General features: G+C 44.4%; 27 protein-coding genes, 1 tRNA gene and 1 rRNA gene. 25 read left to right on the plus strand and 4 right to left on the minus strand.

Annotated elements, in window-relative coordinates; all coding sequences use genetic code 11:
- Positions 1 to 4 precede the first annotated feature (4 nt).
- The 4 genes from rrf (at position 5) to L3V30_RS16435 (ending at position 2,486) form a co-directional block, all read left to right on the plus strand.
- Positions 5 to 121 (plus strand): 5S ribosomal RNA (gene rrf / locus L3V30_RS16420).
- Positions 122 to 221: 100 nt separating this feature from the next.
- Positions 222 to 312 (plus strand) — tRNA-Ser (locus tag L3V30_RS16425).
- 277 nt (positions 313 to 589) lie between these two features.
- Positions 590 to 1,351: a cytosolic protein gene (locus tag L3V30_RS16430; RefSeq protein WP_237309322.1), complete on the plus strand. Its 762-nt coding sequence runs from the start codon at positions 590 to 592 to the stop codon at positions 1,349 to 1,351.
- Between the two features lie 103 nt (positions 1,352 to 1,454).
- Positions 1,455 to 2,486 carry a cytosolic protein gene (locus L3V30_RS16435; RefSeq protein ID WP_203342659.1) on the plus strand — a complete coding sequence of 344 codons (1,032 nt, stop codon included), beginning with the start codon at positions 1,455 to 1,457 and terminating at the stop codon, positions 2,484 to 2,486.
- A gap of 156 nt (positions 2,487 to 2,642) precedes the next feature.
- Here L3V30_RS16435 and L3V30_RS16440 read toward each other — a convergent pair whose 3' ends face one another.
- Together L3V30_RS16440 and L3V30_RS16445 are read right to left on the minus strand one after the other, a co-directional pair.
- Entirely contained in the window at positions 2,643 to 2,999 is a 357-nt protein-coding gene (locus L3V30_RS16440; RefSeq protein WP_005374274.1) for a YibL family ribosome-associated protein, read from the minus strand.
- Between the two features lie 85 nt (positions 3,000 to 3,084).
- A complete protein-coding gene (locus tag L3V30_RS16445; protein ID WP_047007948.1) occupies positions 3,085 to 4,080 on the minus strand; it encodes a 2-hydroxyacid dehydrogenase in 996 nt (331 codons plus the stop codon).
- A 289-nt stretch (positions 4,081 to 4,369) separates the two neighbouring features.
- Between L3V30_RS16445 and L3V30_RS16450 the strand changes: the two genes are divergently transcribed.
- Positions 4,370 to 4,852, plus strand: coding sequence for a L,D-transpeptidase family protein (locus L3V30_RS16450; protein WP_041853100.1), 483 nt, complete (start codon positions 4,370 to 4,372; stop codon positions 4,850 to 4,852).
- 35 nt (positions 4,853 to 4,887) lie between these two features.
- Here the strand turns inward: L3V30_RS16450 and L3V30_RS16455 are convergent, their stop codons facing one another.
- Entirely contained in the window at positions 4,888 to 5,598 is a 711-nt protein-coding gene (locus L3V30_RS16455; RefSeq protein ID WP_237309323.1) for a glycerophosphodiester phosphodiesterase family protein, read from the minus strand.
- Positions 5,599 to 5,837: 239 nt separating this feature from the next.
- Between L3V30_RS16455 and L3V30_RS16460 the strand changes: the two genes are divergently transcribed.
- The 10 genes from L3V30_RS16460 to L3V30_RS16505 all read left to right on the plus strand — a co-directional run bounded on the left by L3V30_RS16460 (position 5,838) and on the right by L3V30_RS16505 (position 16,235).
- The gene (locus L3V30_RS16460; RefSeq protein ID WP_237309324.1) at positions 5,838 to 6,791 is read left to right on the plus strand and encodes an L-lactate dehydrogenase; all 954 of its coding nucleotides are present in this window, start codon (positions 5,838 to 5,840) and stop codon (positions 6,789 to 6,791) included.
- 147 nt (positions 6,792 to 6,938) lie between these two features.
- Positions 6,939 to 7,604 (plus strand): response regulator transcription factor, encoded by a 666-nt coding sequence (locus L3V30_RS16465; RefSeq protein ID WP_006741214.1) that lies wholly within the window; start codon positions 6,939 to 6,941, stop codon positions 7,602 to 7,604.
- Positions 7,604 to 8,977, plus strand: coding sequence for a sensor histidine kinase (locus L3V30_RS16470; RefSeq protein ID WP_237309325.1), 1,374 nt, complete (start codon positions 7,604 to 7,606; stop codon positions 8,975 to 8,977). Before L3V30_RS16465 ends, L3V30_RS16470 begins: the two co-directional genes overlap by 1 nt.
- Positions 8,978 to 9,184: 207 nt before the next feature.
- A complete protein-coding gene (locus tag L3V30_RS16475) occupies positions 9,185 to 11,281 on the plus strand; it encodes a TonB-dependent siderophore receptor (protein ID WP_237309326.1) in 2,097 nt (698 codons plus the stop codon).
- A 74-nt stretch (positions 11,282 to 11,355) separates the two neighbouring features.
- Positions 11,356 to 12,123: a DUF3450 domain-containing protein gene (locus tag L3V30_RS16480; protein WP_053807981.1), complete on the plus strand. Its 768-nt coding sequence runs from the start codon at positions 11,356 to 11,358 to the stop codon at positions 12,121 to 12,123.
- Positions 12,124 to 13,491, plus strand: coding sequence for a MotA/TolQ/ExbB proton channel family protein (locus L3V30_RS16485; RefSeq protein ID WP_048624654.1), 1,368 nt, complete (start codon positions 12,124 to 12,126; stop codon positions 13,489 to 13,491).
- Positions 13,491 to 14,045, plus strand: coding sequence for a MotA/TolQ/ExbB proton channel family protein (locus tag L3V30_RS16490; protein WP_006741219.1), 555 nt, complete (start codon positions 13,491 to 13,493; stop codon positions 14,043 to 14,045). Before L3V30_RS16485 ends, L3V30_RS16490 begins: the two co-directional genes overlap by 1 nt.
- The gene (locus L3V30_RS16495) at positions 14,042 to 14,446 is read left to right on the plus strand and encodes a biopolymer transporter ExbD (protein WP_005374257.1); all 405 of its coding nucleotides are present in this window, start codon (positions 14,042 to 14,044) and stop codon (positions 14,444 to 14,446) included. Before L3V30_RS16490 ends, L3V30_RS16495 begins: the two co-directional genes overlap by 4 nt.
- Positions 14,446 to 15,066 carry an energy transducer TonB gene (locus tag L3V30_RS16500; RefSeq protein WP_005393542.1) on the plus strand — a complete coding sequence of 207 codons (621 nt, stop codon included), beginning with the start codon at positions 14,446 to 14,448 and terminating at the stop codon, positions 15,064 to 15,066. The genes L3V30_RS16495 and L3V30_RS16500 overlap by 1 nt, the downstream gene beginning before the upstream one ends.
- Complete coding sequence (locus L3V30_RS16505; RefSeq protein ID WP_237309327.1) at positions 15,063 to 16,235, plus strand: hypothetical protein; 1,173 nt, start codon at positions 15,063 to 15,065, stop codon at positions 16,233 to 16,235. Before L3V30_RS16500 ends, L3V30_RS16505 begins: the two co-directional genes overlap by 4 nt.
- Positions 16,236 to 16,302: 67 nt before the next feature.
- Here the strand turns inward: L3V30_RS16505 and L3V30_RS16510 are convergent, their stop codons facing one another.
- The gene (locus L3V30_RS16510; RefSeq protein WP_237309328.1) at positions 16,303 to 16,791 is read right to left on the minus strand and encodes a hypothetical protein; all 489 of its coding nucleotides are present in this window, start codon (positions 16,789 to 16,791) and stop codon (positions 16,303 to 16,305) included.
- A 378-nt stretch (positions 16,792 to 17,169) separates the two neighbouring features.
- On the opposite strand from L3V30_RS16510, the gene L3V30_RS16515 reads away from it, so the two are divergent.
- The 10 genes from L3V30_RS16515 (at position 17,170) to L3V30_RS16560 (ending at position 24,802) form a co-directional block, all read left to right on the plus strand.
- Positions 17,170 to 17,799 carry a PepSY-associated TM helix domain-containing protein gene (locus L3V30_RS16515; RefSeq protein ID WP_139060115.1) on the plus strand — a complete coding sequence of 210 codons (630 nt, stop codon included), beginning with the start codon at positions 17,170 to 17,172 and terminating at the stop codon, positions 17,797 to 17,799.
- 21 nt (positions 17,800 to 17,820) lie between these two features.
- A complete protein-coding gene (locus tag L3V30_RS16520) occupies positions 17,821 to 18,360 on the plus strand; it encodes a DUF2271 domain-containing protein (protein WP_237309329.1) in 540 nt (179 codons plus the stop codon).
- A gap of 15 nt (positions 18,361 to 18,375) precedes the next feature.
- Entirely contained in the window at positions 18,376 to 19,206 is an 831-nt protein-coding gene (locus tag L3V30_RS16525) for a DUF4198 domain-containing protein (RefSeq protein WP_237309330.1), read from the plus strand.
- 42 nt (positions 19,207 to 19,248) lie between these two features.
- The gene (locus L3V30_RS16530) at positions 19,249 to 19,569 is read left to right on the plus strand and encodes a hypothetical protein (RefSeq protein WP_065645581.1); all 321 of its coding nucleotides are present in this window, start codon (positions 19,249 to 19,251) and stop codon (positions 19,567 to 19,569) included.
- Complete coding sequence (locus tag L3V30_RS16535; protein ID WP_237309331.1) at positions 19,566 to 20,120, plus strand: DUF6162 family protein; 555 nt, start codon at positions 19,566 to 19,568, stop codon at positions 20,118 to 20,120. Before L3V30_RS16530 ends, L3V30_RS16535 begins: the two co-directional genes overlap by 4 nt.
- A gap of 22 nt (positions 20,121 to 20,142) precedes the next feature.
- Positions 20,143 to 21,069, plus strand: coding sequence for a zinc ABC transporter substrate-binding protein (locus L3V30_RS16540; protein WP_005393555.1), 927 nt, complete (start codon positions 20,143 to 20,145; stop codon positions 21,067 to 21,069).
- The gene (locus L3V30_RS16545; RefSeq protein ID WP_104972215.1) at positions 21,069 to 21,797 is read left to right on the plus strand and encodes a metal ABC transporter ATP-binding protein; all 729 of its coding nucleotides are present in this window, start codon (positions 21,069 to 21,071) and stop codon (positions 21,795 to 21,797) included. Before L3V30_RS16540 ends, L3V30_RS16545 begins: the two co-directional genes overlap by 1 nt.
- Entirely contained in the window at positions 21,797 to 22,672 is an 876-nt protein-coding gene (locus L3V30_RS16550; protein ID WP_104972216.1) for a metal ABC transporter permease, read from the plus strand. The genes L3V30_RS16545 and L3V30_RS16550 overlap by 1 nt, the downstream gene beginning before the upstream one ends.
- Before the next feature lie 22 nt (positions 22,673 to 22,694).
- Positions 22,695 to 23,564 carry a zinc ABC transporter substrate-binding protein gene (locus tag L3V30_RS16555; protein ID WP_124007443.1) on the plus strand — a complete coding sequence of 290 codons (870 nt, stop codon included), beginning with the start codon at positions 22,695 to 22,697 and terminating at the stop codon, positions 23,562 to 23,564.
- A 215-nt stretch (positions 23,565 to 23,779) separates the two neighbouring features.
- Positions 23,780 to 24,802: a porin gene (locus L3V30_RS16560; RefSeq protein WP_150917201.1), complete on the plus strand. Its 1,023-nt coding sequence runs from the start codon at positions 23,780 to 23,782 to the stop codon at positions 24,800 to 24,802.
- The last annotated feature ends 86 nt before the right edge of the window (positions 24,803 to 24,888 follow it).

Consider the following 24,888-nt stretch of genomic DNA (forward strand, 5'->3'; position numbering starts at 1 on the left):
TTTGCTTGGCGACCATAGCGTTTTGGACCCACCTGATTTCCATGCCGAACTCAGAAGTGAAACGAAATAGCGCCGATGGTAGTGTGGGGCTTCCCCATGTGAGAGTAGGACATCGCCAGGCTTTAAACATCGCTTTCAAGTTTCTTTTTAATTAAGATAACTGAAGGCAAAACTAAAAATTAGCATCGATAGTATAAGACTAAGTTTTAGTGACAATTTGTGGAGAGATGGCTGAGTGGTTGAAAGCACCGGTCTTGAAAACCGGCATACGTTAATAGCGTATCTAGGGTTCAAATCCCTATCTCTCCGCCACCTTTAAAAAACCGCTGTTCTTACAGCGGTTTTTTTGTATCTGCTGTTTTTTAACAGCTGTTATCGAAAACTTCTAATTGGCTTTTCTCCGGCCCTTTCTCTAAGTTCTTTAGCGTACTCACTTTGGGTGTAGTTTACGCAGTAATATCTTCAATCGAAGACATTTCCATAGGTCATTTGGGCTTTAAGTAGAGCTTTGTTAAGTCTCAACGTGGGATGCTTAAAAGCATTTTGATAGAGTTTCAGTCTAAATACTGCTGATGTACTTGGAGAAAAAATGAAGCTACTTTACTGGTTAGATGAATGGCAAGCGTTTACTCAAAAAGAGCAAAATGCTGCTTTACCAATTTCTGGCTACGATTTACTTGATGATGTTTTTGTGAAGTATGAATTCGTCGATCTTAACAAGCCATTGTTGTTCACATTTTCTCCTTCCGGTACTGATGCTCAGGTACAAGACTTAACTCCGGATTTTTCTCCTTGGGGCTACGACCTCGGAATACAACAACAAGTAAACATTATTGCCTTTCAACATTTAGGTAAAAGCAATTGGTTCCGTAGCCGGAATTTGATTTTCTTTCTGGAGCAGTTGTCTGAGTTGCTTAAGCCCTTCAAATGTCGTTTGGGTTATGGGCAGAGCCGAGGTGGTTTTGCTATTGGCGCATTCGCTGACTTACTGAAGTTGGATCATCTTTTGTTGTTTTATCCTGTTAGCTCAAAAAATAAAGCGTTAGTGCCATGGGATGATCGGCCCAGCACTGAGCTTGCTCAACAGTTCGATTGGGAAAGCGGCTACCATGATCGAGATTTGGGCAATGCCAAAGGTTACATTATTTATGACCCCACCAATCGTATTGATCGTCTTCATGCTGAACGTTACCCAGAGCTAACTCATTTAAAAGTCGTCGGTATGGGGCACGGCACTCAATCCACACAATTAGATAAATTAGAATTTTTTAATCTGGTGGCGAAGGAGTTTGTTCGTCATCAAACCATAGATATTGACCAATTTAATAAGCAAATTCACGCTTTGTTTTAAAAGAGGACTGATATCAGAGTCCCCTGTAACCAGGGGGAGATGATCACACACTAAAAACTAGATTTTTAACACAATTGCTAGGCGCAATTTAGATGGAGGATTAATGAAGTTACTGTACTGGTTGGATGAATGGCTGGCTCTTTCTCGTGAAGAACAGCAAACCAGGCTACCGATGTCCGGGGAGGACTTACTTGATGATGTGTTTGTTAAGTATGAGTTTGTCGACCGAAATAAACCGCTGTTGTTCACCTTTTCCCCTGCTGGTACGAATCTACAAGTACAGGACTTACACTCAGACTTTGCGCCTTGGGGCTATCGCTTAGCCCAGAAACAAAAAGTAAATATTATTTCTTTTCAGCACCTTGGGAAAAGTAACTGGTTTCGCAGCCGTAATTTGATTTTCTTTCTAGAGCAGTTATCGACATTACTTGAGCCTTTTGAATGCCGTTTAGGTTATGGCCTTAGCCGCGGTGGTTTTGCTATTGGCGCCTTTTCCAATCTATTAAAGTTGGATCAAGTATTGATGTTTCACCCGGTCAGTACAAAAAACAAAGTGCTAGTGCCATGGGATGACAGGCCCAGTACTGAACTTGCCCAACAATTTGATTGGGAAGGAAAGTACCACGACCTCAACCTTGGAGATGCAAAAGGTTACATCATTTATGATCCAACCAATGAAATCGACCGCCTTCACGCCAAACGCTACCCAGAGCTCACTCACTTGAGAGTCTTCGGTATGGGACATGGTACCCACGCGACGTATTTGAATAAATTCGGTTTTTATAAGCAAGTGGCTGTAGACTTTATACGTTATCAGAAGATAGATATAGCGCAGTTTCGTCATCAGACCAAAACGCTGCGATTAAAAGAAGATTACTATCAGTGCCTTAACAAGGCGAATGCGAGTTCACAGCATCGTTTGAACTTACTGAGTACCGCTCATAATGTGTTAATTGAAGAAAAGAAAGAACATGTGAAGGAGCATCAAGCGCAAATCGATATTCAGCCACTTGTTGATATTGCGATGAAGCATGAGCATGATAATCCGCAAGATGCATTACAACTTTTGGAAGTGGCTCAGCAGTTAGTTCCGAATGACCCCGTTGTGGAGCACAAGTTGCAGCAACTGTCGTAGGCGAGTAATGCAGACTGGCATTTTGAATTTGGTCAGTGGCTTTTGTCGCTGGCCTTTTTAAGAGCTTATGGGTTGATATTTCGATGAAATTTAATGAAGCAGTACAAAATAAAAAGCCCAAGCAAATGCTTAGGCTCAACGAGTATTAATATGAGTTTAAAACTCTTTTGGCGCAAAGCCTGTCATGACATCGAGGCGAAGCTCTTTACCAACTTTTGTTAGTGGGTGAACGATTACTAAGCCGCGTACGCGTTTTTTCAGTTTGCCGATGTCCGCTTGTTCTGCTTTGGTGATTTCACGAGAGAATGGCATATCAAGTAAGCTTTTACGTTCTTTGTTCAGCTCATAGTTTTGCTTATGCTTTAACTGATTAAGCTTTTTGGTTAGCTGTTCTACTTCATCCGTGAACTTTGTAATCATTTCGTGATCACCACGAGAACGTGCCGCATCAAGTTTACGTTGGCATGTATCTAAACGGTTGTGCAGCTTTTGAATATCAGTTTTTATGCTCATGGTAATTTGGCTCAAATTTTAAATAGTCGAGAAGTATAGCATAGCTGAGATCACACGCTCTACTATACTTCTCGATTGTCTGGCTTTAGTTAATCAGTTCATTGCCCGATACGTTACCAGAGAAGAAGGCTTCGACGTTATCAAGGGTCACAGAGGCAATATTATTAAGTGCTTCGTGAGTCAAGAATGCTTGGTGGCCAGTAAACAGCACGTTATGACAAGCCGATAAGCGACGGAAAACATCGTCTACGATGACATCGTTAGATTTATCTTGGAAGAACAAGTCTTTTTCATTGTCATACACGTCTAGACCAAGCGCGCCAATCTTACCTTGTTTCAATGCTTCTATCGCTGCTAGTGAATCCAGCAACTCGCCTCGACTAGTGTTAATGATCATCACACCATCTTTCATTTGTGCGAAGGCTTTTTCGTTCAATAGGTGATAGTTTTCTTCACTCATTGGACAATGGAGAGAGATAATATCCGCACTAGCGTAGATTTCTTCAAGCGAACAGTAACGCGCTCCCATTTCTAGTGCTAATGGATTTTCGTAAGGATCATAGCAAAGCAGCTCCATGCCAAGCCCTTTGAAGATACGCATCGTCGCGATACCAATCTTACCTGTACCAATGACACCAACGGTTTTCCCGTAAAAGTTAAAGCCAACTAGGCCCTCTAGCGAGAAGTTGGCGTCACGTGTGCGTTGGTAGGCTTTGTGAAGGCGACGATTTAGGCACATCATCAAACCGACTGTGTGCTCTGCCACCGCCTCTGGTGAGTAAGCTGGAACTCGAACTACTTGTAAGCCAAGTTCTTTAGCAGCTTGTTGATCCACTTTATCAAAACCCGCGCAGCGCATGGCAATAAGCTTAGTTCCGCCCAGAGAAAGCTGTTTAAGAACGGGAGCTGAAAGGTCATCATTGACGAAAGCACACACGACATCGCAACCATGTGCCATTTTGGCGGTTTTTTCGGTTAGCCGGAAGTCGTGATAGTGGAATTCAAAATCTCGGTTATTTTTAATTTTATTAAAAGAGGCCTCGTCGTAGGATTTTGCACTAAAAAAAGCAATATTAATCATGGTTCCCTCTCAAAAAGTGCGGACTTTATAAATAAATATACTTATAAAGTAATGCAACTTAGGCGGAATGAATAGAGAAATCTTCTCTTTAACTTTTGCCATATCAAACAACGATCACGATCACGCCTTTCAATGAGTATTATCTTACGATTCTGCACTTGCGGATTCATCCCATTAGCTCCTGAGGTAATACAGGTTCTACCCCAGATACTGTTTGCTTTACGGGCGCTAACTGACTAGCATAATCGCTCTTTTCTTGTTCACTTTAGTTAGGTTAGGCGTTCCGGCAATGTCAGTGAAATGGTGCTCTATGTTCTTGTGTTGTGTGTTGGCTTCTGGCGTCCATGCAGCTGTAGATCTTGTTAAAGTCGACAAGTCAAAGCGTCGAATGTATTTAATGGAACAAGGCACAATACTAAAAGAATACCGCATTGCTTTAGGGGCGAGCCCTAAAGGGCATAAACAAGAAGAGGGAGACAATCGTACACCTGAGGGCGAATACACCTTAGATTACGTTATAGAAGACTCGGCTTTTTATCGTTCTGTGCATATTAGCTATCCTGATGCGATTGATACGTTGGAAGCGAAGCGCCGAGGTGTGTCCCCTGGCGGGAACATCAAAATTCATGGTTTAAAAAACGGTGAGAGTCAGTTGCCGATTTATATCCAAAGCTTTGATTGGACCAATGGGTGTATTGCGATTACCAATGAAGAGATGGATGAATTTATCCAGCTTGTAGAGATGGGGACACCAATTCAGATTGAGTGGTAACGAAATGGTGCCTCTGAAGCTCAAGGTGGTATGTGCTATGGCATAAAGCGTTGTGGATGATCACTGAATATACCGTCTAACTGAGGTAGGTACTTCAGTTTGTTTGGATTGTTCACTGTATAACACATCACTTTGTAACCCGCCTGCTGGAGTTTGTTTATTTGGCGCGAGCGAACCCAGTTAATGTTTAGGTTGCAGCTATAGGCGTTAACTTCTTCCAAAAGGCGTTTATCTTTTCTCGTTAAGAATTCACTCAATACACCTAATCGATACTCATTGCAGTATTTATGCAGCGCTCTAATGACATCATGACTAAAACTGGAGAGTAGTACCTTCTCTTGCGGCATGGGACTTTTTGCTAGTATGTTGGCGAGAGCTTGTGCCACTTCTTCTGCTGGGTGGCGATCTACCTTAACTTCAATATTCAAGTTAAGCTTGTGCTCAGTAGCTAAAGTGAGCAGCTCATCTAATGTCATGATTTTCTCACCTGAAAAATCTGTGCTGAACCAGCTACCAAAATCCAACGCCTTTAACTCTTCCAGAGTCAGTTCATCGATACGCCCTTGTCCATTACTGCATCGATTTATGGTGTGATCATGGCAAACCACTAAAACATTATCTTTGGTCGGTTGTACATCAACTTCAACCCAATTTAATCCGAGGTCAATGGCGGCCTGAACGCTCACTTTTGTATTTTCTGGGTATGAGCCAGCAACACCACGATGACCAATTACTAATGTTTCCATGTTCTTCATCTTCTGCTTTGTTATGAGCAGATTGTACTCGCTTTTTGCTTTGAAGATATACCTCAAGGTGCATGTTGTAAGATCGTCTTAATAAAAGCTACATCGCCCATTCGTCAAGGTAGGTCGTTGGAAGCACTCCTGTCGAATCATGAACCAAAGTTGGACTTTTATTCTCCTGCCGCTCATTTTTAAAGAGCAAGGTAGTTGCGAGTGCATCATGGTTATCGGGAGAGAGAAATATGAAGATCGGTGTTATTGGTGCAGGAGCTGTTGGTGTGGGAGTATGTAATTACTTACTCACTCTGGGTGGTTTTAGTGAGCTTGTTCTACTTGATAAAAATTTAGAACGTGCCGAGGGTGAAGTGTTTGATTTTCGTCACACGATGGCACTGACTTTTTCAAAAAACACACGCATTATGCCGTCGGATGATTACTTAGATTTACTCGAAGCCTCTCTTGTTGTTATCACCGCTGGTACGCAGATTAAACAAGGACAAACTCGTTTAGATATTGCTGAGGTTAATGTTCAAATTGGAGTTGATATTGCGCGTCAAATAGAACGCGTAGCGCCAAATGCGGTGTTGATTGTTGTGTCAAACCCATGCGATATCGTGGCGCACTTTATTGTCACCAACACCGGTTTTGAGCCGAGTAAAGTTATTAGCAGTGGCTGTGTAGTTGATACCGCTCGTTTAATGAGTATTGTTGCTGGCCGTGTAGACCTAGACCCGAAGAACGTGTTTGGTTATGTATTAGGAGAGCATGGTAGCCATTGCTTTACTCCTAAGAGCTTAATTTCTATCGCTGGGCAACCGGCCGACTATTACTGCGATACCCATAACATTGAGAGAATTGATCCGCACGCACTTCTTGAGGCGGTGAAACAGGCGGGATACGAAATCTTTCGGCGTAAGCAGAACACCGTTCATGGCATTGCCGCCAGTGTCTTTCGAATCATTCAAGCCGTGACGATTAACGAACGATCGGTGTTGCCCGTCGGTACGATGATGTCGGGGCAATATGGTTTGCATGATGTTGTTCTCAGCCTACCTACGGTTATTGGAAAAAACGGAGCAAATTCAGTTCTGATGCATCCCTTCACTGAAGAGGAGCTTGTCACATTAAAAACGATCAGCGCCCACTTAAAACACATCGTAGAAAATGTCGCTAAGGAGACGAAGCTAAAGCCCTGATCTACCCTCATTATCAGGTGCTAGTTAGCTTAGCACTCCGGGCTACTGCTATAGAGCTATTTGTACTAAAGCCCTAGGGTGTGTAGTTGTTTAATTTGTAAATGAGTAATAGAATGCGAACCATTTTTATTTGAATGGTGAGTGGTAATGTCTCGAGTTTTGATAGTGGATGATGACGTTCCTTTGTGTGAGCTATTAGAAGCAGTTTTGCAAGAGGAGGGCTATATTGTCTCTTCTGTACATTGCGGTGAAAGTGCTTTGCAATATATGGAAAAAACGCCGGTAGATCTTGTACTGCTTGATGTCATGTTACCAAACCTTAACGGCATGCAAGTTGCCCGTAGAATCTGTCAACGCTTCGCGACACCTATTCTAATGCTTACTGCTCTTAATGATGAAAACTCGATGCTTGATGGCTACCAAGCGGGAGCCGATCAGTACATAGGAAAGCCTTTTAATGTTGCTGAGCTTCTGATGCGCATCAAAGCGATTCTTCGTCGTGTTGGTTTAGAGCGCCAACGTCAGACGATGTGCAGTACCGTTCAAACGATCAGTGATCAGCTCAATAGCTTACCACTCACAAGCACGGAAGCCGAATTACTGAGCTATTTAGTCAAAAACCAAGGTGTGGTGATTTCAAAAGCGGAACTCCAAACCGAAGTATTAAAGAAAGAGCTAAGCCCTTTTGACCGCAACCTTGATATGCACATCAGTAATATACGTCGCAAGCTAGTAGAAGCAGGGCTCTCTAAGCAACATATCAAAACCTTCCGTGGCAAAGGTTACAGCTACCTAGAGGCTGTAAACAATTAATGAAGCTCACGTGCCCACCTTTTATCGCGAAACGTAAAGACAGCTTAGCGTTTAAGTTGTTTAGTTATATGACTGCAATTGTGATAAGTATTTTGGTCGTACAAGCAATGGCGGAGCAAGCTCTCGTGAAAGCCATGCTAAAAGTGCCGGACAGTGTGCGAGAAGAAATGCTCGATCTTGCACATCAAGCCAATGTGCTGATTGAGCACGGAGACATGGATGAACTTGCTGACTGGGCGAACGCGCAAAACTTTTATCTGTTTGTGCTGAATGAGCACCAGCAACCCGTCACTCACCGTTTAATGCATCCACACTTCGAGTTCAAACTTCAATTTAAAAGAAGTATTGATGATCAACTTGAGGGAAAGGTAAATCGCCCGATTATCAATATCCCTTTGGTTAAAGATAATAGCTTGGTGATTCAACTGCCACATCGACTGCATCCCGCACATGACTTCATTTTATATTTCTCTATTCTCAAAGTGGTGATTGCGGTAGTTATTTTGGCGTTGTTCTCATTGCTAATGGCACGCAACTTACAACAGCCGCTTGATCGCTTAAGAGAAGCAAGCAAAAAGCTATCTAACGGCGACTTTAATGTCAGTGTGGTGAAAGAGTTAAAATCGAATACGCGCGAGTTTAACGAGCTGGCGCAAGACTTCGACCACATGACACAGCAAATTCATTCTCTTGCCGAAAAGCAGCGATTGCTTATAAGAGATGTCTCCCACGAGCTCCGAACGCCGTTAGCAAGACAGAATTTAGTTCTACACCTTTTACGGAAGCGAGTTGGGGTGAACGAGCAAAGCTTGGTGACCAGGCTAGAAGACGAAGCTAAAGAGCTAAACCATTTGATAAGCGATATCTTGGAGTTCAGTCGCTTGGAAAATGCGCGTTTCGACAAAGGTGCGAAACGCCGTGATTTAGAGGTGTTGCTCGCACCGCAAGTAGAGCGGTGCAAAATCGATTTAAAACCAGAACAAACATTGTCATTCCGTTCAGAAGCAACATGCGCCAAAGCTTTTTGCGAAGAAACGCTCATCATTCGATGTTTGAATAACCTTGTTGGAAATGCCATCAAATATTCAGGGCAAGCATCTCAGATAGAAGTTTCTCTGGCTAATCATGTCAAAGATGGGCAGCAATTGATTTCCATGTCTGTATCCGACAATGGGCCAGGTATTCCAGAGAACAAGTTGGTCGATATTTTTGACCCGTTTACTCGCTTAGATGCATCAAGAGATAAGAAGCTTGGCGGCTACGGCTTAGGTCTCGCGATTGTCAAAGAATCCATGCGCATTATGGGTGGATCCGTTACGGCGAAAAATCGTGAACAAGGAGGTCTAAGTGTTACGTTGGTGTTCAAGCAGTAAGTATGGTTAAGTCTTATTAACTGTGATTTTGATCACGTTATTGTGGCTCATCATCAGAGAGTACTTTACAAAAGTTTGCAAATGCAAAGAATGTAAATTTAATGCAAATGGTAATACTTATCACTTATATTCACCCGCGAAATAATTAAGAGGGAATCGCATTCAACAAGCATGTGACCCGAAAAATAATAATCGGAGTGAAAGGATATGTTTACTAAGAGCCATTTGGCGCTAGTGATCGGTGCGGTGTTAGCAACACCTGCAGTGGCGGACGTTCAAACAGACGAACATGTAGTTGTAGAAGGTCGAGAGTTCGGCTACAAGGCGGATACAAACAGTACAGCAATGCGTATGGAAATGACGCAGCTGGAAACGCCAGGACAAGTAGCGGTTATCGATGAAACGGTAATTGATGAGCAGCGTGCAAGTACACTTGGTGAAGTGCTACGTAACGATGCAAGTGTTAGCGCGGGTGGTACAAGCCGTAACCGCGAACGTTTCTCTCTACGTGGTTTTGAGCTTAGCAGTTCAGACGGTTTTCTTCGTGATGGCCGTCAACACTGGTCACACTACCGTCAGCCAATTGAGCTTTTAGAGCGTGTTGAAGTGCTTAAAGGTCCATCAGGCTTGCTATACGGTAAATCTGAGCCGGGTGGCTTGGTAAACATGGTTTCGAAAAAACCAACAACTCAAACACAAGCTAGTTTGAGTCAAGATCTAGGTTCGAATGATCACTCACGCACGGTGCTTGATGTGAGTGGCGCGCTAAATGATGCAGAGACACTGCGCGCGCGCGCAATTTTTGCCAAAGAAAGCTACGGCTCTTGGCGCAGCTACGGCGATGGTACCGAGCCAGAAACGGATCGTACGGTTGCGGGCCTAGTGGTTGAGTACGACATCACCGACAACTTTATGGTGTCAGCGCATTACGATCGCACGAAAGACGATGGTAGTGTGGACTCTGGTGCATACATTATTGATGGCAAAGCGGTTCGCGGTGATAAGTATATCTGGGATGCGCAGTGGTCTGAAATTGATAACGATGTAGAAAACTATGGCATCGATATTAATGCTCAAGTGACTGACAATGTAAACGTAAAAGCGGGTTACAACCGCCAAGACTTTAAGCGTTTTGATGTAGAGTCTTACCCAGGTTTCGATACTTATGACCAAGATACTAAGATCGACCATTCTGGTAACGAACGCAAAGATAATTGGGTGTTTGATACTGCATATATAGATGTGACGACGGACTTTTCTCTGTTTGGTACAGATAACACGTTTTTGGTAGGTGCGAACTATCTAGAGTATACCTATGACCGTTTCCAAAAGTATTACAACCCTATAAGTATAGAAGCCGGTCAGTCTGTGCCTCGTCCTGGATACTCTGGGAAAGTTAAACAGTCCACAAGCGAGCACGACGCTTGGGGTATCTACGCGCAAAACATGATGACGATTAATGATTACTGGCAAGTGCTTGCAGGTGTTCGTTATGACGAAAAGCGTGACGATGACCTGACTGAAAACCAGGTTTCTCCAAAATTTGGTGTAATTTTCCACCCAGCGACGAATGGCTCGGTTTACGTTCAGTACTCTGAAAGCTTTATGCCGCAAGGTGAAGTCAGCAGTGGTCGTGGCAAAACTTACGTGAACGATGGCGAGAAGCTAGATGCAGAGCGCGGAATTTCTTATGAAATCGGTACGAAGTGGGAACTGTTTGATCAGCGCTTATTTGTATCAGGTGCTGTGTTTGATATCACATTAGAGAACATGTCGCTGGATGTTGAAAGTGGTAAAGATGCTAGTAATAAGGTTCTACATAAGAAAACTCAAGGTGGTGAGCAAGTACACAAAGGTGCTGAGCTAATGGCCCAAGGTTTTGTGACCCCTGAGTTGTCGCTAACCGCTTCTGCAATGTACTTGGATGCAGAGCTTAAGAAGGCAGAAAGATATGAAGGCAACCGCCCTGTAGATGTGCCAGAGTTCTCGGCAAGTCTATGGTCTAGCTACAAGGTTCAAGACAACACTAACTTAAACCTCGGTTTGATTTATGAAGGTGATCGCTACGGTGATGCAGCGAATACCTTCAAGAAAGATGGCTACGCTCGCGTTGATATGGGCGTGTCATACAAACATAAGTACGATGAAAACTTGGATATCATTGCTCGATTCAATGTCGAGAACTTATTCGATACCGACTACTTCGCAGGTGGCGGTAGCACGAATAGCGAGCAAAAAGGTGCGAGTGGGGTAGTGGTTGGAGAAGACCGCAACTACATGGCAACAATCCAGTTCAAGTACTGATAACAATTTGATTATTAAAGGGGAAGGGTAGTCTTCCCCTTTGGTCGTTTTTGGAACACAGAAATATAACTCGTATGAATCTAATGAAATCAAGTATCGCTCTGTTGATATCATCGGTTTTGATTCCCGCTCACGCGGCGAACTTAAACGATGCACAAGCTGTGCAGAGTAAAACAAACCAGTCGTCGGCGGTAAGCCAAAAACGTATTGATGCAAGCGCAGAAAAATCACTTACTCTAGAAGCTGAAATTGAGCAGCTGCAAGAGGAAGTCGGTAACTTGAAGATTTATCGCGATCATCTTGCAAGCCTTGTTGAGAGCCAAAATCAAGAAGTTGATAGCTTGAACGAGCAAATTGAGCAGATTGCTCAAACTCGTCAAGGTGTCGTGCCTTTGATGTATCACATGCTTGAGGGCTTAAAAGTGCTCGTCGCTAACGACAAGCCTATACGCAAAGCGCAACGTGAGGAGCGAATAGCAAAGCTGGATTCCATGATGACGCGTGCAGACGTTGCGGATGCAGAGAAGTTTCGTCGTATTTTAGAAGCGTACCAAATTGAAATGGATTACGGCACCAAGCTTGGCGTTTACCAAGGCAAGATTAACCTGGGTGACAATGAAGCTGTGGAGGCGGACATTCTCTATTTAGGGCGTTTGTCTTTGGTAGCACGTAGCTTATCTGGTGAGACATTCTGGAGCTGGTCACAGCAACAACAAGCATGGCAACAAGTGGGTTCTGAGCAAAAATCAGAGCTAGATAAAGCGTTCGCTATGGCGAATAAACAGATCGCGCCGAGTATGTTAACTCTGCCAGTGTCGTTAACCGCTGCGGAGGGCAAATAAATGATGAAAAAATGGTTATCGGTTGCATTAATCTCGACAGCCGCATTAATGCCTCATACAACTTTTGCTAGTGATGCGTTGTTACAAAAGGCGCAGCAAGAAAATCGTCAACAGCAATCGCACAATGTCGCGCGCGAATCAGGTTTTAAGAAAACAGAGCAAGAGCTACAGGCTATAAAGAATAAATTGGCCGCAGAGCGAGCGGCTCTTCAAGAAGAAGCGGACTCATTAAGTGTTACTTTCGGTGAAAACGAAGCGGAACTGGCGCAGCTAGAAGAAAAGCTACGTCTAGAAACCGGGAGCTTAGGTGAGCTATTTGGCGTCGTTCGCCAGAACGCAAAAGAGCTAGAGTCAGAGCTCAAGAGCTCAGTAACGGGTGTTGATGCAAACTCATATCAGAAAGATATCGATGCAATTGTTGCAGCTAAATCACTGCCAACGTTGACCCAACTTCAGGCGATGTGGCGCAGCATGGAAGAACAAATCAAAGCAAGTGGTGAGATGGCAAACGTCTCTTTCACACTGCTAAATGGCGAAGGTCGTGAACAAACGGTTAATGGTGTTCGTCTTGGTTCTATGGCGCTGCTGGATGACACTGGCTACGTTAAGTGGAATGGTCAACGCGGAGATGCGGTAAACTATCTTCGTCAGCCTGAAAGCGGTCCAACAGCGAATACTATTTCCTCTGGTGACATTGATGCGCTTGTCATTGACCCGTCACGCGGCATTCTTCTTGAGCAGCTCGCAAACTCACCGACTTTGGCTGATCGCCTAAATGCAGGCGGCGTTGTCGGTAAAATCATCCTTGGTTTATTAGCTATCGGCCTATTGATTGCTCTCGTACGTGGTGCATCTCTGATGATTTCGCGCCAGAAAATCATGAAGCAACTGAAAACTCCAGCACAGCCAGGAGACAACCCTTTGGGTCGTGTGCTTGCGGTGTATCAGAAAGACAAGCATCGCAGCGTAGAAGCGTTAGAGCTACGTCTTTTGGAAGCCGTTGTTGATGAGCAAACCCACCTAGAAAAAGGGTTATCGATGCTGAAGCTTCTTGCTGCGCTGGCCCCTATGCTTGGTCTACTGGGCACCGTAACGGGTATGATCGAAACCTTCCAAGTCATCACTCAATTTGGTAATGGTGATCCGAAAGTAATGGCGGGTGGTATTTCGATGGCGCTTGTAACTACTGTACTTGGCCTTGTTTCAGCCATGCCATTGTTATTGGCGCACAACGTATTGAGCTCTCAAGCAGAAAATATTCGCAGTATCTTAGAAAAGCAAGGTATCGGTTTAGTTGCAGAACAAGCTGAGCGAGATATGCCGAGCAACAAAAGTCACTCTAACACCTTAGCGGAGAACGCAGCGTAATGGAGCAGATCCTACTCAACACATTGGGTTTGATCAGTGAGGATTGGGCCACAACCTTGATGAGCTTTATGCAGCAAGGTGGTCAAATCCTATGGTGGCTGGCAGCCGTCGTGGCGGTGTGCTGGCTGTTGGTTATGGAGCGAGTTATTTATCTCACAACGGTTTTCCCTGGGGTAAAGAAACAGCTTTGTGAGCAGTGGCAAGCAAGATCAGAGCACCACTCTTGGTACGCGCATCAAATCCGTGAAGGATGGATTGCAAAAGCGCAAATCGAACTGCGCCAAAACCTATCGACTATTAAACTACTTGTGGCGGTTTGCCCAATGTTAGGGTTGTTAGGGACGGTGACGGGCATGATTACGGTGTTTGACGTAATGGCATCGCAAGGCAGCAGCAATCCGAAATTGATGGCTTCTGGTATCTCACTTGCTACGTTGCCAACCATGGCGGGTATGGTAGCAGCGCTGGCGGGCATGTTTATTCATGCTCGCCTTAGCAAAGTGTGTGAACGAAAAGCTATCCAGTTAGAACAATCTTTAAGGAGTCAAAAGTGAGACTCGGACGCAGACCTAACCAACAAGATGAAGCTCAAGTCGATTTAACGTCGATGCTTGATATCGTCTTCATCATGTTGATCTTCTTCATTGTGACTAGTTCGTTTGTACGTGAATCCGGTGTAGAAGTGAACCGCCCTCAGGCTTCTAATGTGGTAAGCCAAAAAGATGCGGGCATTTTTATCGCGGTAACGGCAGCAAATGACGTGTACATCGACAAACGAGTGGTTGATATTGAGCGTGTTGAGGCCTCTATTGAGCACCTGTTACTTGATCAGCCTGATGCTTCGTTAGTTATCCAAGCTGACGAGCATGCTTACAATGGCACTGTCGTGAAAGTGATGGACGCTGCAAAAGCGGCGGGCGTGAAAAACATCGCATTGGCGGCGGAGAAACCTTAATGGGCAGGCTGTTACTTGCACTACCAGCATCATTGTTAATTTCTGTGAGCCTGTTTAGCTTTATGGCGTGGATGGTTGATAAAGGCAACCAGCGTGCGCCAGAAGCTTCGGAAGCGGTTCGTTTTGATATGGTGATGGTAGAGAATGAAGCAGACGTGCAGCGTCGTCAACGTTCAGTGCCGGAGCAACCAGAACCACCCCAAGCGCCGGAGCCAATGGATCTGTCTCAAGCTGACACTCAAATGGAGCCAATGAGCCAGATGACGCCAGTCAGTGCTTTAGGTTTGAACACTGCCCTTGAAGGTATCGCGATCAGTGCGCCAAACTTGAAGGGAACAATGGGCAACCAACAAGCACTGCCGTTGTATCGTGTTGATCCTCGCTATCCTAGTAAGGCGCTGAAACGTAGAGTTGAAGGCTATGTCATTATGCGTTTCACGATCGATGCAACTGGACGACCAAAAGATATTGAAGTGATCGAGGCTGAGCCACAGCGTATGTTCGAAAGGGAAGCAATCCGTGCGCTTAAAAAATGGAAGTATCAGCCAAAAGTTGAGGATGGTGTGTCAATTGAGCAGTTCGGACAAACCGCTAAAGTGGAGTTCAAGTTAGCCAAATGATGAAAAAATTCTTAATCGGTACGGTATTAAGCCTGAGTGCACTTTCAACCATTGCCAGTGAGTTAAGCCAATACACTGCCGCGAGAGTTCAACGAGCACACAACTTGGCTCAAGAGGAGAAACTAAAAGAAGCGATTTCATCTCTTGAAGCTATGGAGCTTTCTCGTGGATATGACCAAGCTTATGTCGCTCGAATGTTGGGTATTTTTTACTGGCAGAATGAACAAACTCAAGCAGCAATTAAGCAACTTGAGTTGGCAGTCAATAGTGGTTTGCTACAAGATGAGCAAGCATGGCAAACCCGAAAAATGTTGGCAGATATACTGCTGAACGAGCAACGCTTTTCTAAGGCGTTACCTCATTACTATGCCTTGAGCAAAAACATTCCTAAAGGTCAAAAAGCGCATGAGCTATGGCTGCGTATTTCCCAATCTCATTATCAACTGAGTCAGTGGCAAAAAGTGCTTTCAGCAATGGCTCGTTATGAGAAGTTTGGTCAGCCAGACAAGCTTGGCGCATTGTCGATAAAGCTTTCTGCTGAGCTAGAACTGAAAAAGTGGAAGCCGGCAATCTCGACCATCAATCGCTTGATCGCGATTGAACCTGAGCGAATTGAATGGTGGCGTCAGCTTGTTGCTCTTTACCTGCGTGTTGATGACAACAAACGTGCTCTGGACTCTTTGGCGTTGGCAAAACTGAAAGGATTACAACTTAGCCAAGATGACTTAAAGCTGCTGGCACAATTGTACGCGAAACGAGGTATTCCAGAGAGAGCTGCGTTGGTAATGAACGAGCTAGAGGATGTAAACTCGAATAGTAAACTGAAAGCTCAGCAAGCGACGTATTGGCAAATGGCAAAAGAGTGGGAAGAGTCTATCGATAGTTGGCGTGTTGCTGCTCAGTTAGACCGACAGTATTACTGGAACTATTCTCAATTATTGGTGCAAGAAGGCCACTATAAAGATGCCCTTGCCGCGCTCGATAAGGTCAGTGGTCGTAAGGCGGATGTCGCACTTATCAAAACTCGCGCTTACTACAAGCTTAAGCGGTTTGACGATGCACTCGCTAATGCCAAAAGAGCGAATGAGATTAAACCGTCGAATCAGGCAAAAAGTTGGGTTAAGTATCTATCACAGCTACGCAAAGTAGAATCGACGCAGAACTCATAGCGAACATTTTTATTAAATACCCGAGCTCAGTCTCGGGTATTTTTTTGTCTAAAGTCATAAAGGCTATTTATTGTATGAGCTTTTCATAAAAGGCTAATGCATCAAATGGTCGGGAGAAAAAAGGGCTTTTCTCTATATATTCTTGATGTACTTTGCTCAGTGTTTCAAACTTTTCTCTCGATGTAGGTTCGATATGAAAAGTAAGGCTTTCAGTCGATTCTACAAGCTTTAATGTTGAGGTTCTTGAAGCGTTATTTTTTGCTATTAATAGATAATATGCTAGCTCTTGCTTCTCTTTTAATACACAAGCCTCAAAAGCTTTCTCGCTTAAAAACGGCAGAACAGGAGTTAATGCTTCTATATGCTTCTTTGAATACTCTAGGGTTTGTTTGTCAGGGGTATTCTGGTCTGCCATAGATTCGCACAGCTTTATCTTAGCACCATAATTATCAATAGATTGGCTTACGTTGTTAAACAAACTGGCTTCAAACTTTTCACTTGCGAAAGTGACACTTGAGAAAAGTGATAAGAGAGTTATTACAACATTCTTGTCCATATTTTTCCTTCTGAACTGCACCATAACGTTTGGCTAGCATCAGAAAATCTTCTCTATCTAACCCAACACTAACTTCTTAGCTTACCTTTTTAATCTAGCTTATCGATAGCTTTAAGTTTTTCATTAAATATATATAACGGCGCATTTTGGTGGAGTCTATCCCACTTTTTAGTATTGGAAATATCATTAAATTTTGAGTCATTAAAATTAATAGGGTTATTATCTAGAGGGTAGGCAATTGGTCACTCATATTGGCGCAAATAGTTACAACATGCGCCAGCCAAGCTGAATTGAAAAAGTAAACAATGTAAATTAAATGCCAATACGAATGATTATCACCTAAATTATGCCCCACATTTATTGGTGATGATTGTTTCTATGTTGCTTAAAAGCAAAGGTGTTCAAACTTGGGCTCGACGCCTACATATCTATATTTCGATGGCTCTTCTCTTAGTTACGCTGTTTTTTGCAATAACTGGTATTACCCTCAATCGCCCCGAATTATTTGAACGCCGTGAACCTATCATTCAACAACATACTCTTACGGTTCCACACTCAGTGCTATTTTCACATTCAGATACTTTTCAACCTAACCGTGAAGAACTGCTTGCTTTCTTGACTAAAGAAACCGAGCTTCGCGGTACTCCCTCCGCGTTAGATGTGTATACCGAAGTTGAGCAAGGTGAGTTGTTACTCGGAGAGTTGTCTATGGATTTTAAAGGCCCGGGTTATAACGCTACGGTCTTTATTGATATGACTACTGGTGCGGCAGAGGTTGAAACGACGCACTACGGTATTGTTGCGTTGTTGAACGATCTACATAAAGGTCGCAACAGTGGTGGGATTTGGAAGTGGTTTATCGACGTCACTGCGCTTTTGATGGTGTTTTTTGTTCTAACAGGTGTGTGCTTATTACTGCCTAAGAAGAAGACGCTTAGAACGTCAATGCAATGGATGAGCTTTGGTACGTTACTGTCGCTCGTGATTTATTTTGTTGCTGTTCCATAACAGCTTTTTTAGAGAACACTTATGTTGAACACAGGAAGATTTTTCCGCCGTAATCACTTTTGTAAAGCCGCTTTGATCGCGGCTTTTGCTCCTTTCTCTCTTTCTGCAGCTCCTCTACCAGATAACGCGAAGATCGATTTCGAATTCGAACTTCCAAAGATAGACACTTCAATGTACGCACGCCCTTATGTGGCGGTGTGGGTTGAAAATGACCAGCGTAAACCGGTTAAAACCATTCAGCTATGGGTAGGAAAAGACGAATGGCTAAAAGACCTGCGCAGCTGGTGGAGAAAAGCGGGTCGTTATGATCGTGAACTTGTTGATGCGGTGACGTCAGCAACACGTCCTGCTGGTCAATACCGCTTTGTCTGGGATGGAACCAATGACGCAGGGGAGCGTTTGGAGCAGGGAAATTACACATTGTACGTCGAAGTTGTTCGTGAACATGGTGGGCGAAACTACTTACGTCAAAAAATAACGCTAGCGGACAGTGAAGTGCGCTATGAGCTTAAACCAACACAAGAGACGGGTGTCATCACCGTCAATTATCAAGTTAAGTGATTAAAGGACACAACAATGAAAACCAAAATGAAAGCAGTGGCATTGGCGAGTGTAATGGCAATGGGATTGGCTGCAACAACCACCGCACAAGCGCATCCACGTTGGGTTCTGCCTTCTCACTTTACGGTTTCAAAAGAAGGTGGTGACTGGCTGACATTTGATGTTACTGCTTCTCACGGGACGTTTGTTTTTGATAAGCCTGCGGGTAGTGACCAAGCGTTCGTGGTGATGCCGGATGGCCGTTCTGAGCGTCCTAACTTTGTTGTTCGTGGCAAACGTCGTTCTATGTTTGATTTCTTTTTTACGGAAGAAGGCACGCACAAAGTCGCGATCAATAATCAGCCGAGCTACTACACCCAATACAAAGCGGGTCGTCGTGATACGGTGAAATGGGCGCGAGCAAACAAAGCTGAGCGTCATGATGTACTTCCAGAACAGGCGCGTGATGTGGTTACACAACTGAGCTACACCCGAGCAGAAAGCTACATCACGGTTGGTATGCCAACGGAAAAAGCGTTGGAGATTGAAGGAAAAATGCTGGAGATGAAGCCAGTCACGCATCCATCGGACATCATTGAAGGTGAACCAGTCACTTTCCAGTTTTTCTTCAATGGTGAGCCACAAGAGGGCGTCACAGCGGAGATCACACGTGAAGGCACCATGTACCGAAACCATCAAGAACAAATCGATGTGGTGAGTGATGAAGATGGCAAAGTGATCTTCACGCCAGAGGTCGCAGGGCGCTACTTAATGAAAGCGAACTACAAAGGCGAATTAAAAGATAATCCATTAGCGGATAAAGCGAGTGCCAATGTTCACCTTACGTTTGAAACTCAACTTAACTAATCGAATTAGGCTCAGCAATCGCTGGGCCATTTTGGAATCATCATGAATAACACTTCTCTTCTCAAAGCTGCTTTGATTTTTTCTGGATTTACTTCTTTTCACGCTGCTGCACATTTCCCTCTGATGAGTTGTCACTTGGCGCAAGATAAAGTGATTTGTGAAGCGGGCTACTCGGATGGATCGACAGCGGTCGACTACGATGTCGAAATGTACGATTACGACGACAATCTGATCGCCAAAGAAAAAACAGATAAGCGTTCCATCGCAGAATTTACTCACCCTGAAACAGATTTCTATTTGGTATTTGATGCCGGACATGAAAGCCCGGTGGAAGTGGATATCGTTGAGCTGAAAGAGAAATGAGTGTACAGAAAGTTCGCCCTGATGATGGTAACCGAGAAGGAAAGTGGGTCGCACTGACAATCGCAGCGATTCTCAGTTCAGCAGCCATACTTATGCCCTACCATCAGGTTGCGACTGAAAAGCCAGACATACAGGCTCATCAAGTTTTAATCACGGACTTACATCAAAACGAGTTGGGTTTGATCGCTGAACTTAAGCTTGCTCATGAAGAGATTCGTGATTTGCAGCTAGAAACTGGAACTTGGCCTGAGGTCTCTGACATGGAGGCGATTTGGATTGCTCCATTCGTGAAAGACCAAAACTGGAAGCGTAAAGGTTCTCATCAGTGGCAACGAATTGATGACGGTGTCTACATTGGCGTGAAGACCAGTGCCCAAGGCTCTGCTTCCATGCTGTTGGATAGCCGCAGTTCTCAAGCTGATATTTGGTTTAATGATTCTAGCCGATCGTTAAATGCGGAGGTACTAAGCGATCTAGCAAAACGCCGCCAGCATGGCTGGCAACAAATCGTTCTGTCAGATTCCTCTTCTTCCCATTCTCACGCCCATTAAGACAACATAATTGATAACTACTATGATCAAACGCTCTCTTTTACGTCGTATTCTTACAGCCACCGCGTTATTGACGGTGTCTTCTACTGGCTTTGCTGCCGATAAACTCAGTATTGGTATTACGCTTCAACCTTATTACAGCTATGTTAAAGCCGTTGTTGGTGAGAAGGCGGACATCGTTCCTTTGGTTGATGCCGGTTTTAATCCTCACAACTATTTGCCACAACCTAATGATCTTAAGCGCTTAAATGAAATGGACGTAATAGTGATCAATGGTATTGGTCATGACGATTTTGCACTGAAAGTGATCAAGGCTTCTCAGCGTGATGATCTCGTGGTTATCGAAGCGAACAAAGAAGTGCCTCTGTTACCGGCGATGGGGCAGTCAGTTGGTCAAGGTGCAGTGAACCCTCACACCTTTGTTGGTCTATCGACCACTATTCAAAAGGTTTACACCATCGCGAGTGAGCTAAGTAAACTGGACCCAGACAACGCTACTTTTTATCGCCAAAATGCTCGTAAATACGCAAAAACATTTCGCCTGATGAAGCGTGATGCAATGTTGTCTCTTGGTGAGTTGGACACGGCTGGTATGAAGGTGGCGACAACCCATAATGCTTACGGCTATATCCTTCAGGAGTTTGGTGTTGACGTCGCAGCTGTCATTGAGCCTGCTCATGGCGTTGAACCAAGTGCCAGTCAGTTGCAGGAAACGATTGAGAAAATTCGTGAATCCGGCATTGATGTGCTGTTTTATGAGCTCAATATGCCGAACCGTTTTGTTGATACCATCGAAGAGGCGACAGGGGTGCAGCTTTATCGCTTTTCTCACATGACTCACGGTGAGTATGAGGCTGATAAAGTCGAGGTTGAGATGCGAGATAACGTGGAAACGCTCATTGAAGCAATGAAGTTTGTTGCGAGCAAGCGAGCAGGGGAAAAGGCGTAATGACAGGTCCTTCCGTTTCCTTAAATAACGTGGGCCTGAAATACGCCGACAATATTATTTTGCAGAACATCAACGCTGAATTCGAGAGTGCGAAATGCCACGTGATTATGGGGCCGAATGGTGGTGGGAAAACCTCTTTGCTTCGTTCGATACTTGGGCTAACACCATTTTCGGGAAACATTGCACTCAATTGGCCAGAGCAATCAGCTGCATCGGGTAAGATAGGATATGTACCACAAAAGGCGATGTTCGAGGCAAGCCTCCCGTTAACCGTGATGGATTTTGTGCTGCTTAATCAAACCCGTATCCCTCTATTTTGGCGACGTAAAACAAAGCAAACTCAACATGCTCTGGCCCAGCTGGATCGTGTGGGCATGGCAACGCGTTGCGATCGTCGTATGGGGCAACTCTCTGGCGGAGAGCAACAGCGTGTTTTGTTTGCGCAAGCTTTACTGGATGAGCCCAATTTATTGGTTTTAGATGAACCTACAACTGGGATGGACGAGCAAGGTGTTCGGTACCTTGAAGGTTTGATTCATGAAGTCGTTGGAGAAGGCAAAACGGTACTGGCAGTACACCATGACGTGACCGCAGTGCGCCGTTTAGACGCGCAGGTCCATGTCGTAAATCGTCAAATTGTGGCGTCAGGGCACCACTCAGATGTGTTAAGTCCTGATCGTATAGAAACATTATTCAAGCACTACACAGCAAAAGTGGAGGCTGCATAATGGATTGGTTACGAGAGTTAGCGGTTAGCGGCGTTGAAGCTGGGTGGTTAAGCGATAGCTTTTCTTATGCCTTCATGGTGAACGCAATTGTGGCAGCGCTGATATTAGGACCGTTACTTGGTGGCCTTGGGACATTAGTCATCGCCAAGCGACTGGCTTTTTTCTCTGAAGCGGTTGGGCACGCTGCGCTTACCGGAATCGCGATTGGTGTGTTGCTCGGTGAGCCGCCAGAGAATCCGATCATCGGATTGTTTAGCTTTTGTATGATTTTTGCGCTGTTGCTTCACTTTGTTCGTAATCGTACGAATGTACCTTACGACACACTGGTTGGGGTTTTTCTTGCGCTAGCGTTAGCGGTTGGTGCTGCGCTGTTAATGTACGTTGCTCGTAAGATCAACATTCACATGTTGGAGAACGTGTTGTTTGGCTCGATCTTAACTGTGACGGACAACGATATCCTTATTTTAGCGATCAGTTGTTTGATCATATTACTGCTTCTTATTCCTACGTTTAACCGCATTTTGCTGACTTGTATCAGCCCGGATATTGCACGTGTACGCGGCTTTAATACCAGCTTTTATGATTACTTATTTGTCATGATGATCACCTTGGTCACCATCGCCGCGGTAAAGATTATTGGCGCGGTATTGGTTGGTGCATTGCTACTGATTCCTGGAGCAACGGCTAGGTTATTGACTAAACGCATGGGCACTTTCGTTCTCCTTTCTTCTTTATTGGCAACCATTGCGTGTTTAGTCGGAACCATACTGCCGATGGAGCTTGAGCTACCAGTGCCATCAGGCGCATCCATCATCATTGTTTCTGCGGCATTTTTCCTAACAGCAACGGTTTACCGAATTATCCAAAAAGCGTAACCCTTTTTATAAAGTAATGAACATGAAGATAAAAAAATTAGCGATAACTTTTGGTTTGGTTATAGCGACGACACTTCCATCGTTGGCAAGCGCCAAAGACATTTTAACCAGCACTCCCGTCACGTACATGTTGTCTGAGCAACTCATGAAAGGTACAGGGATAGAGACTCAGTATCTGCCTCCAAAGCGTTACGGCGTTGAGCGTCTTGAGAACTGGTTCGCAAATAAAGGTACAGAGCAAGTTAAGCAAGCGGGTCAAGCCGCGACGGTTGCTATTACTCTTGGTGCGATTTGGAAACAAGACCCGACTTATGTTTACGCTCGACAGGGCAACATTCACTTGATTGAAATCGATGCATCGCAGGCCATTTCTCCTAGAGCTCAAGGAGTTGCAGTACTGACATTGGAAAACGGGTCAACATCGAAGTACGCGTGGCTGAACCCTACAAACTTAATCCGAATGGCGGGCATTGTTGGAGAGGATCTACAACGTGTATATCCTGAACACCAAAAGGCGATTCAAACGAATCAACAGGCTCTTATGCTCAATGTGCGTGAACTGATCAACCAACAACAGGCAGAGATCTTCGATAAAGGCATCGATTCAGTGGTACTGATGAGTGAGTCACTAGAGGACTTTGCCTCTGGCAACCAATTGTTTGTGGTTGGGCGCGAATTTAAGCCAGAACTCGAGTGGACAGAAGAAGACAAATTATCTTTAAAAGCTCAGTTTGAACAAGATAAAACGCTATGGTTAGTTACGGATAAACGACCGTCGAAAACCTTGACATCGCTTATTAAACCGAGTCGTATACTGCAAATTGATGTTATTGACCGCTGGGGCAGTAAGGGTATCAAAACTGAGAAGCCACTCGCACGTTGGGAGATGTGACACGTAAAAAGCCACAGATTTTATGATGGGGAATGAAAAGTTCCCTATTTTTTTGTGACTTAGTTCAAAACGTGAGCATTAATACCACTGGTTGCATAAGAAAGTGTTTGTTTCATTTCTATTTCATTACTACTTTGTTATGTGTTCGTTGCGATTGATTCGGATTTAATCTGTCTCTAAGCGAACCGGTACAAACAACTATACGGATGTTAACAATGAAAATGAAAACTCTAGCCGTTGCAGTGGCGGCACTAGCATGTGGTTCACAGGCCTTCGCAGCAGAAGTTTACAACAGCGATGGTACATCTTTATCGATCGGCGGTCACGTTTCAGTTGGCGTGGGTGAGTATTTCGAAGAAGAAGTAAAAGTTCACCAAGTGTCTCCACGTATCAATGTTGCGGGCAAGAAAGACATTGGCAATGGTATCACTATCGACGCTAAAGGCGAATGGGCACTTAACTACCTTGACGGTGGTGATCAGTCATTTTCTACGCGTCTAGGTTACATCGGTGCAACTCATGAGCAGTACGGTCGCCTTGTTGCGGGTACTCAATGGTCACCGTACTACGATGTAGCTGGCGTTGCGGATCTACCAATCGCGTTTGCGAACGATTTCTTGTACAGCAACCACGGTAGCCTAGGTTCAGCTCGTGCTGATAAAATGCTTAGCTACCGTAAAGGTTTTGAATTTGGTGAAGGTTTTGCTTTCAACCTTGGTCTAGGTTGGCAGGGTAAGCAAACTAGCGAATACAAAGTAACAGATCAAATTAAGCCTGAAACAGTATTTGAAGATCGTGGTCAAATCGCACTAAGCGGTTCTGTTGCGGGCTTCGGTCTTGGCTACGTATACAGCGGCGGTGATGTTGAGAATTCTTCTATAGGTACTAAGACAGCTGAATCACACTTATTCTCTGTAAACTACGGTCAATACGGTTCAGGCCTTTACGCAGCGGTAGTATACGGTATGAACGAGTACTTCTACCAAATGCGTAAAGACACTTCTCAACTTGAAGCTCTTTTGGCATACGGCGTAAACGATTGGACATTCAGCGTTAACTACGAAGGCGTAGAAGACGAAGAAGACAACAAGACAGTTTCAAGCGAAACTGCGCTACAAGCAGAGTACGCTGTAACTCCTGCTTTCGTAACGTTTGCTGCTTACCAGTTTGACCTAGGTAACGATTACACTAGCGAAGAGAACGACTACTGGACTCTAGGTGCTCGTTACTACTTCTAATAAATAGGCCAGTTTCTACTGCCTAAACACATTTATTGTGTTAACGCCTACTCGTTGTGAGTAGGCGTTTTTCTTTCTGCTTTCCG

The sequence above is a fragment of the Vibrio sp. A1-1 genome (assembly GCF_021728175.1).
In the GTDB taxonomy this organism is placed as follows: domain Bacteria; phylum Pseudomonadota; class Gammaproteobacteria; order Enterobacterales; family Vibrionaceae; genus Vibrio; species Vibrio diabolicus.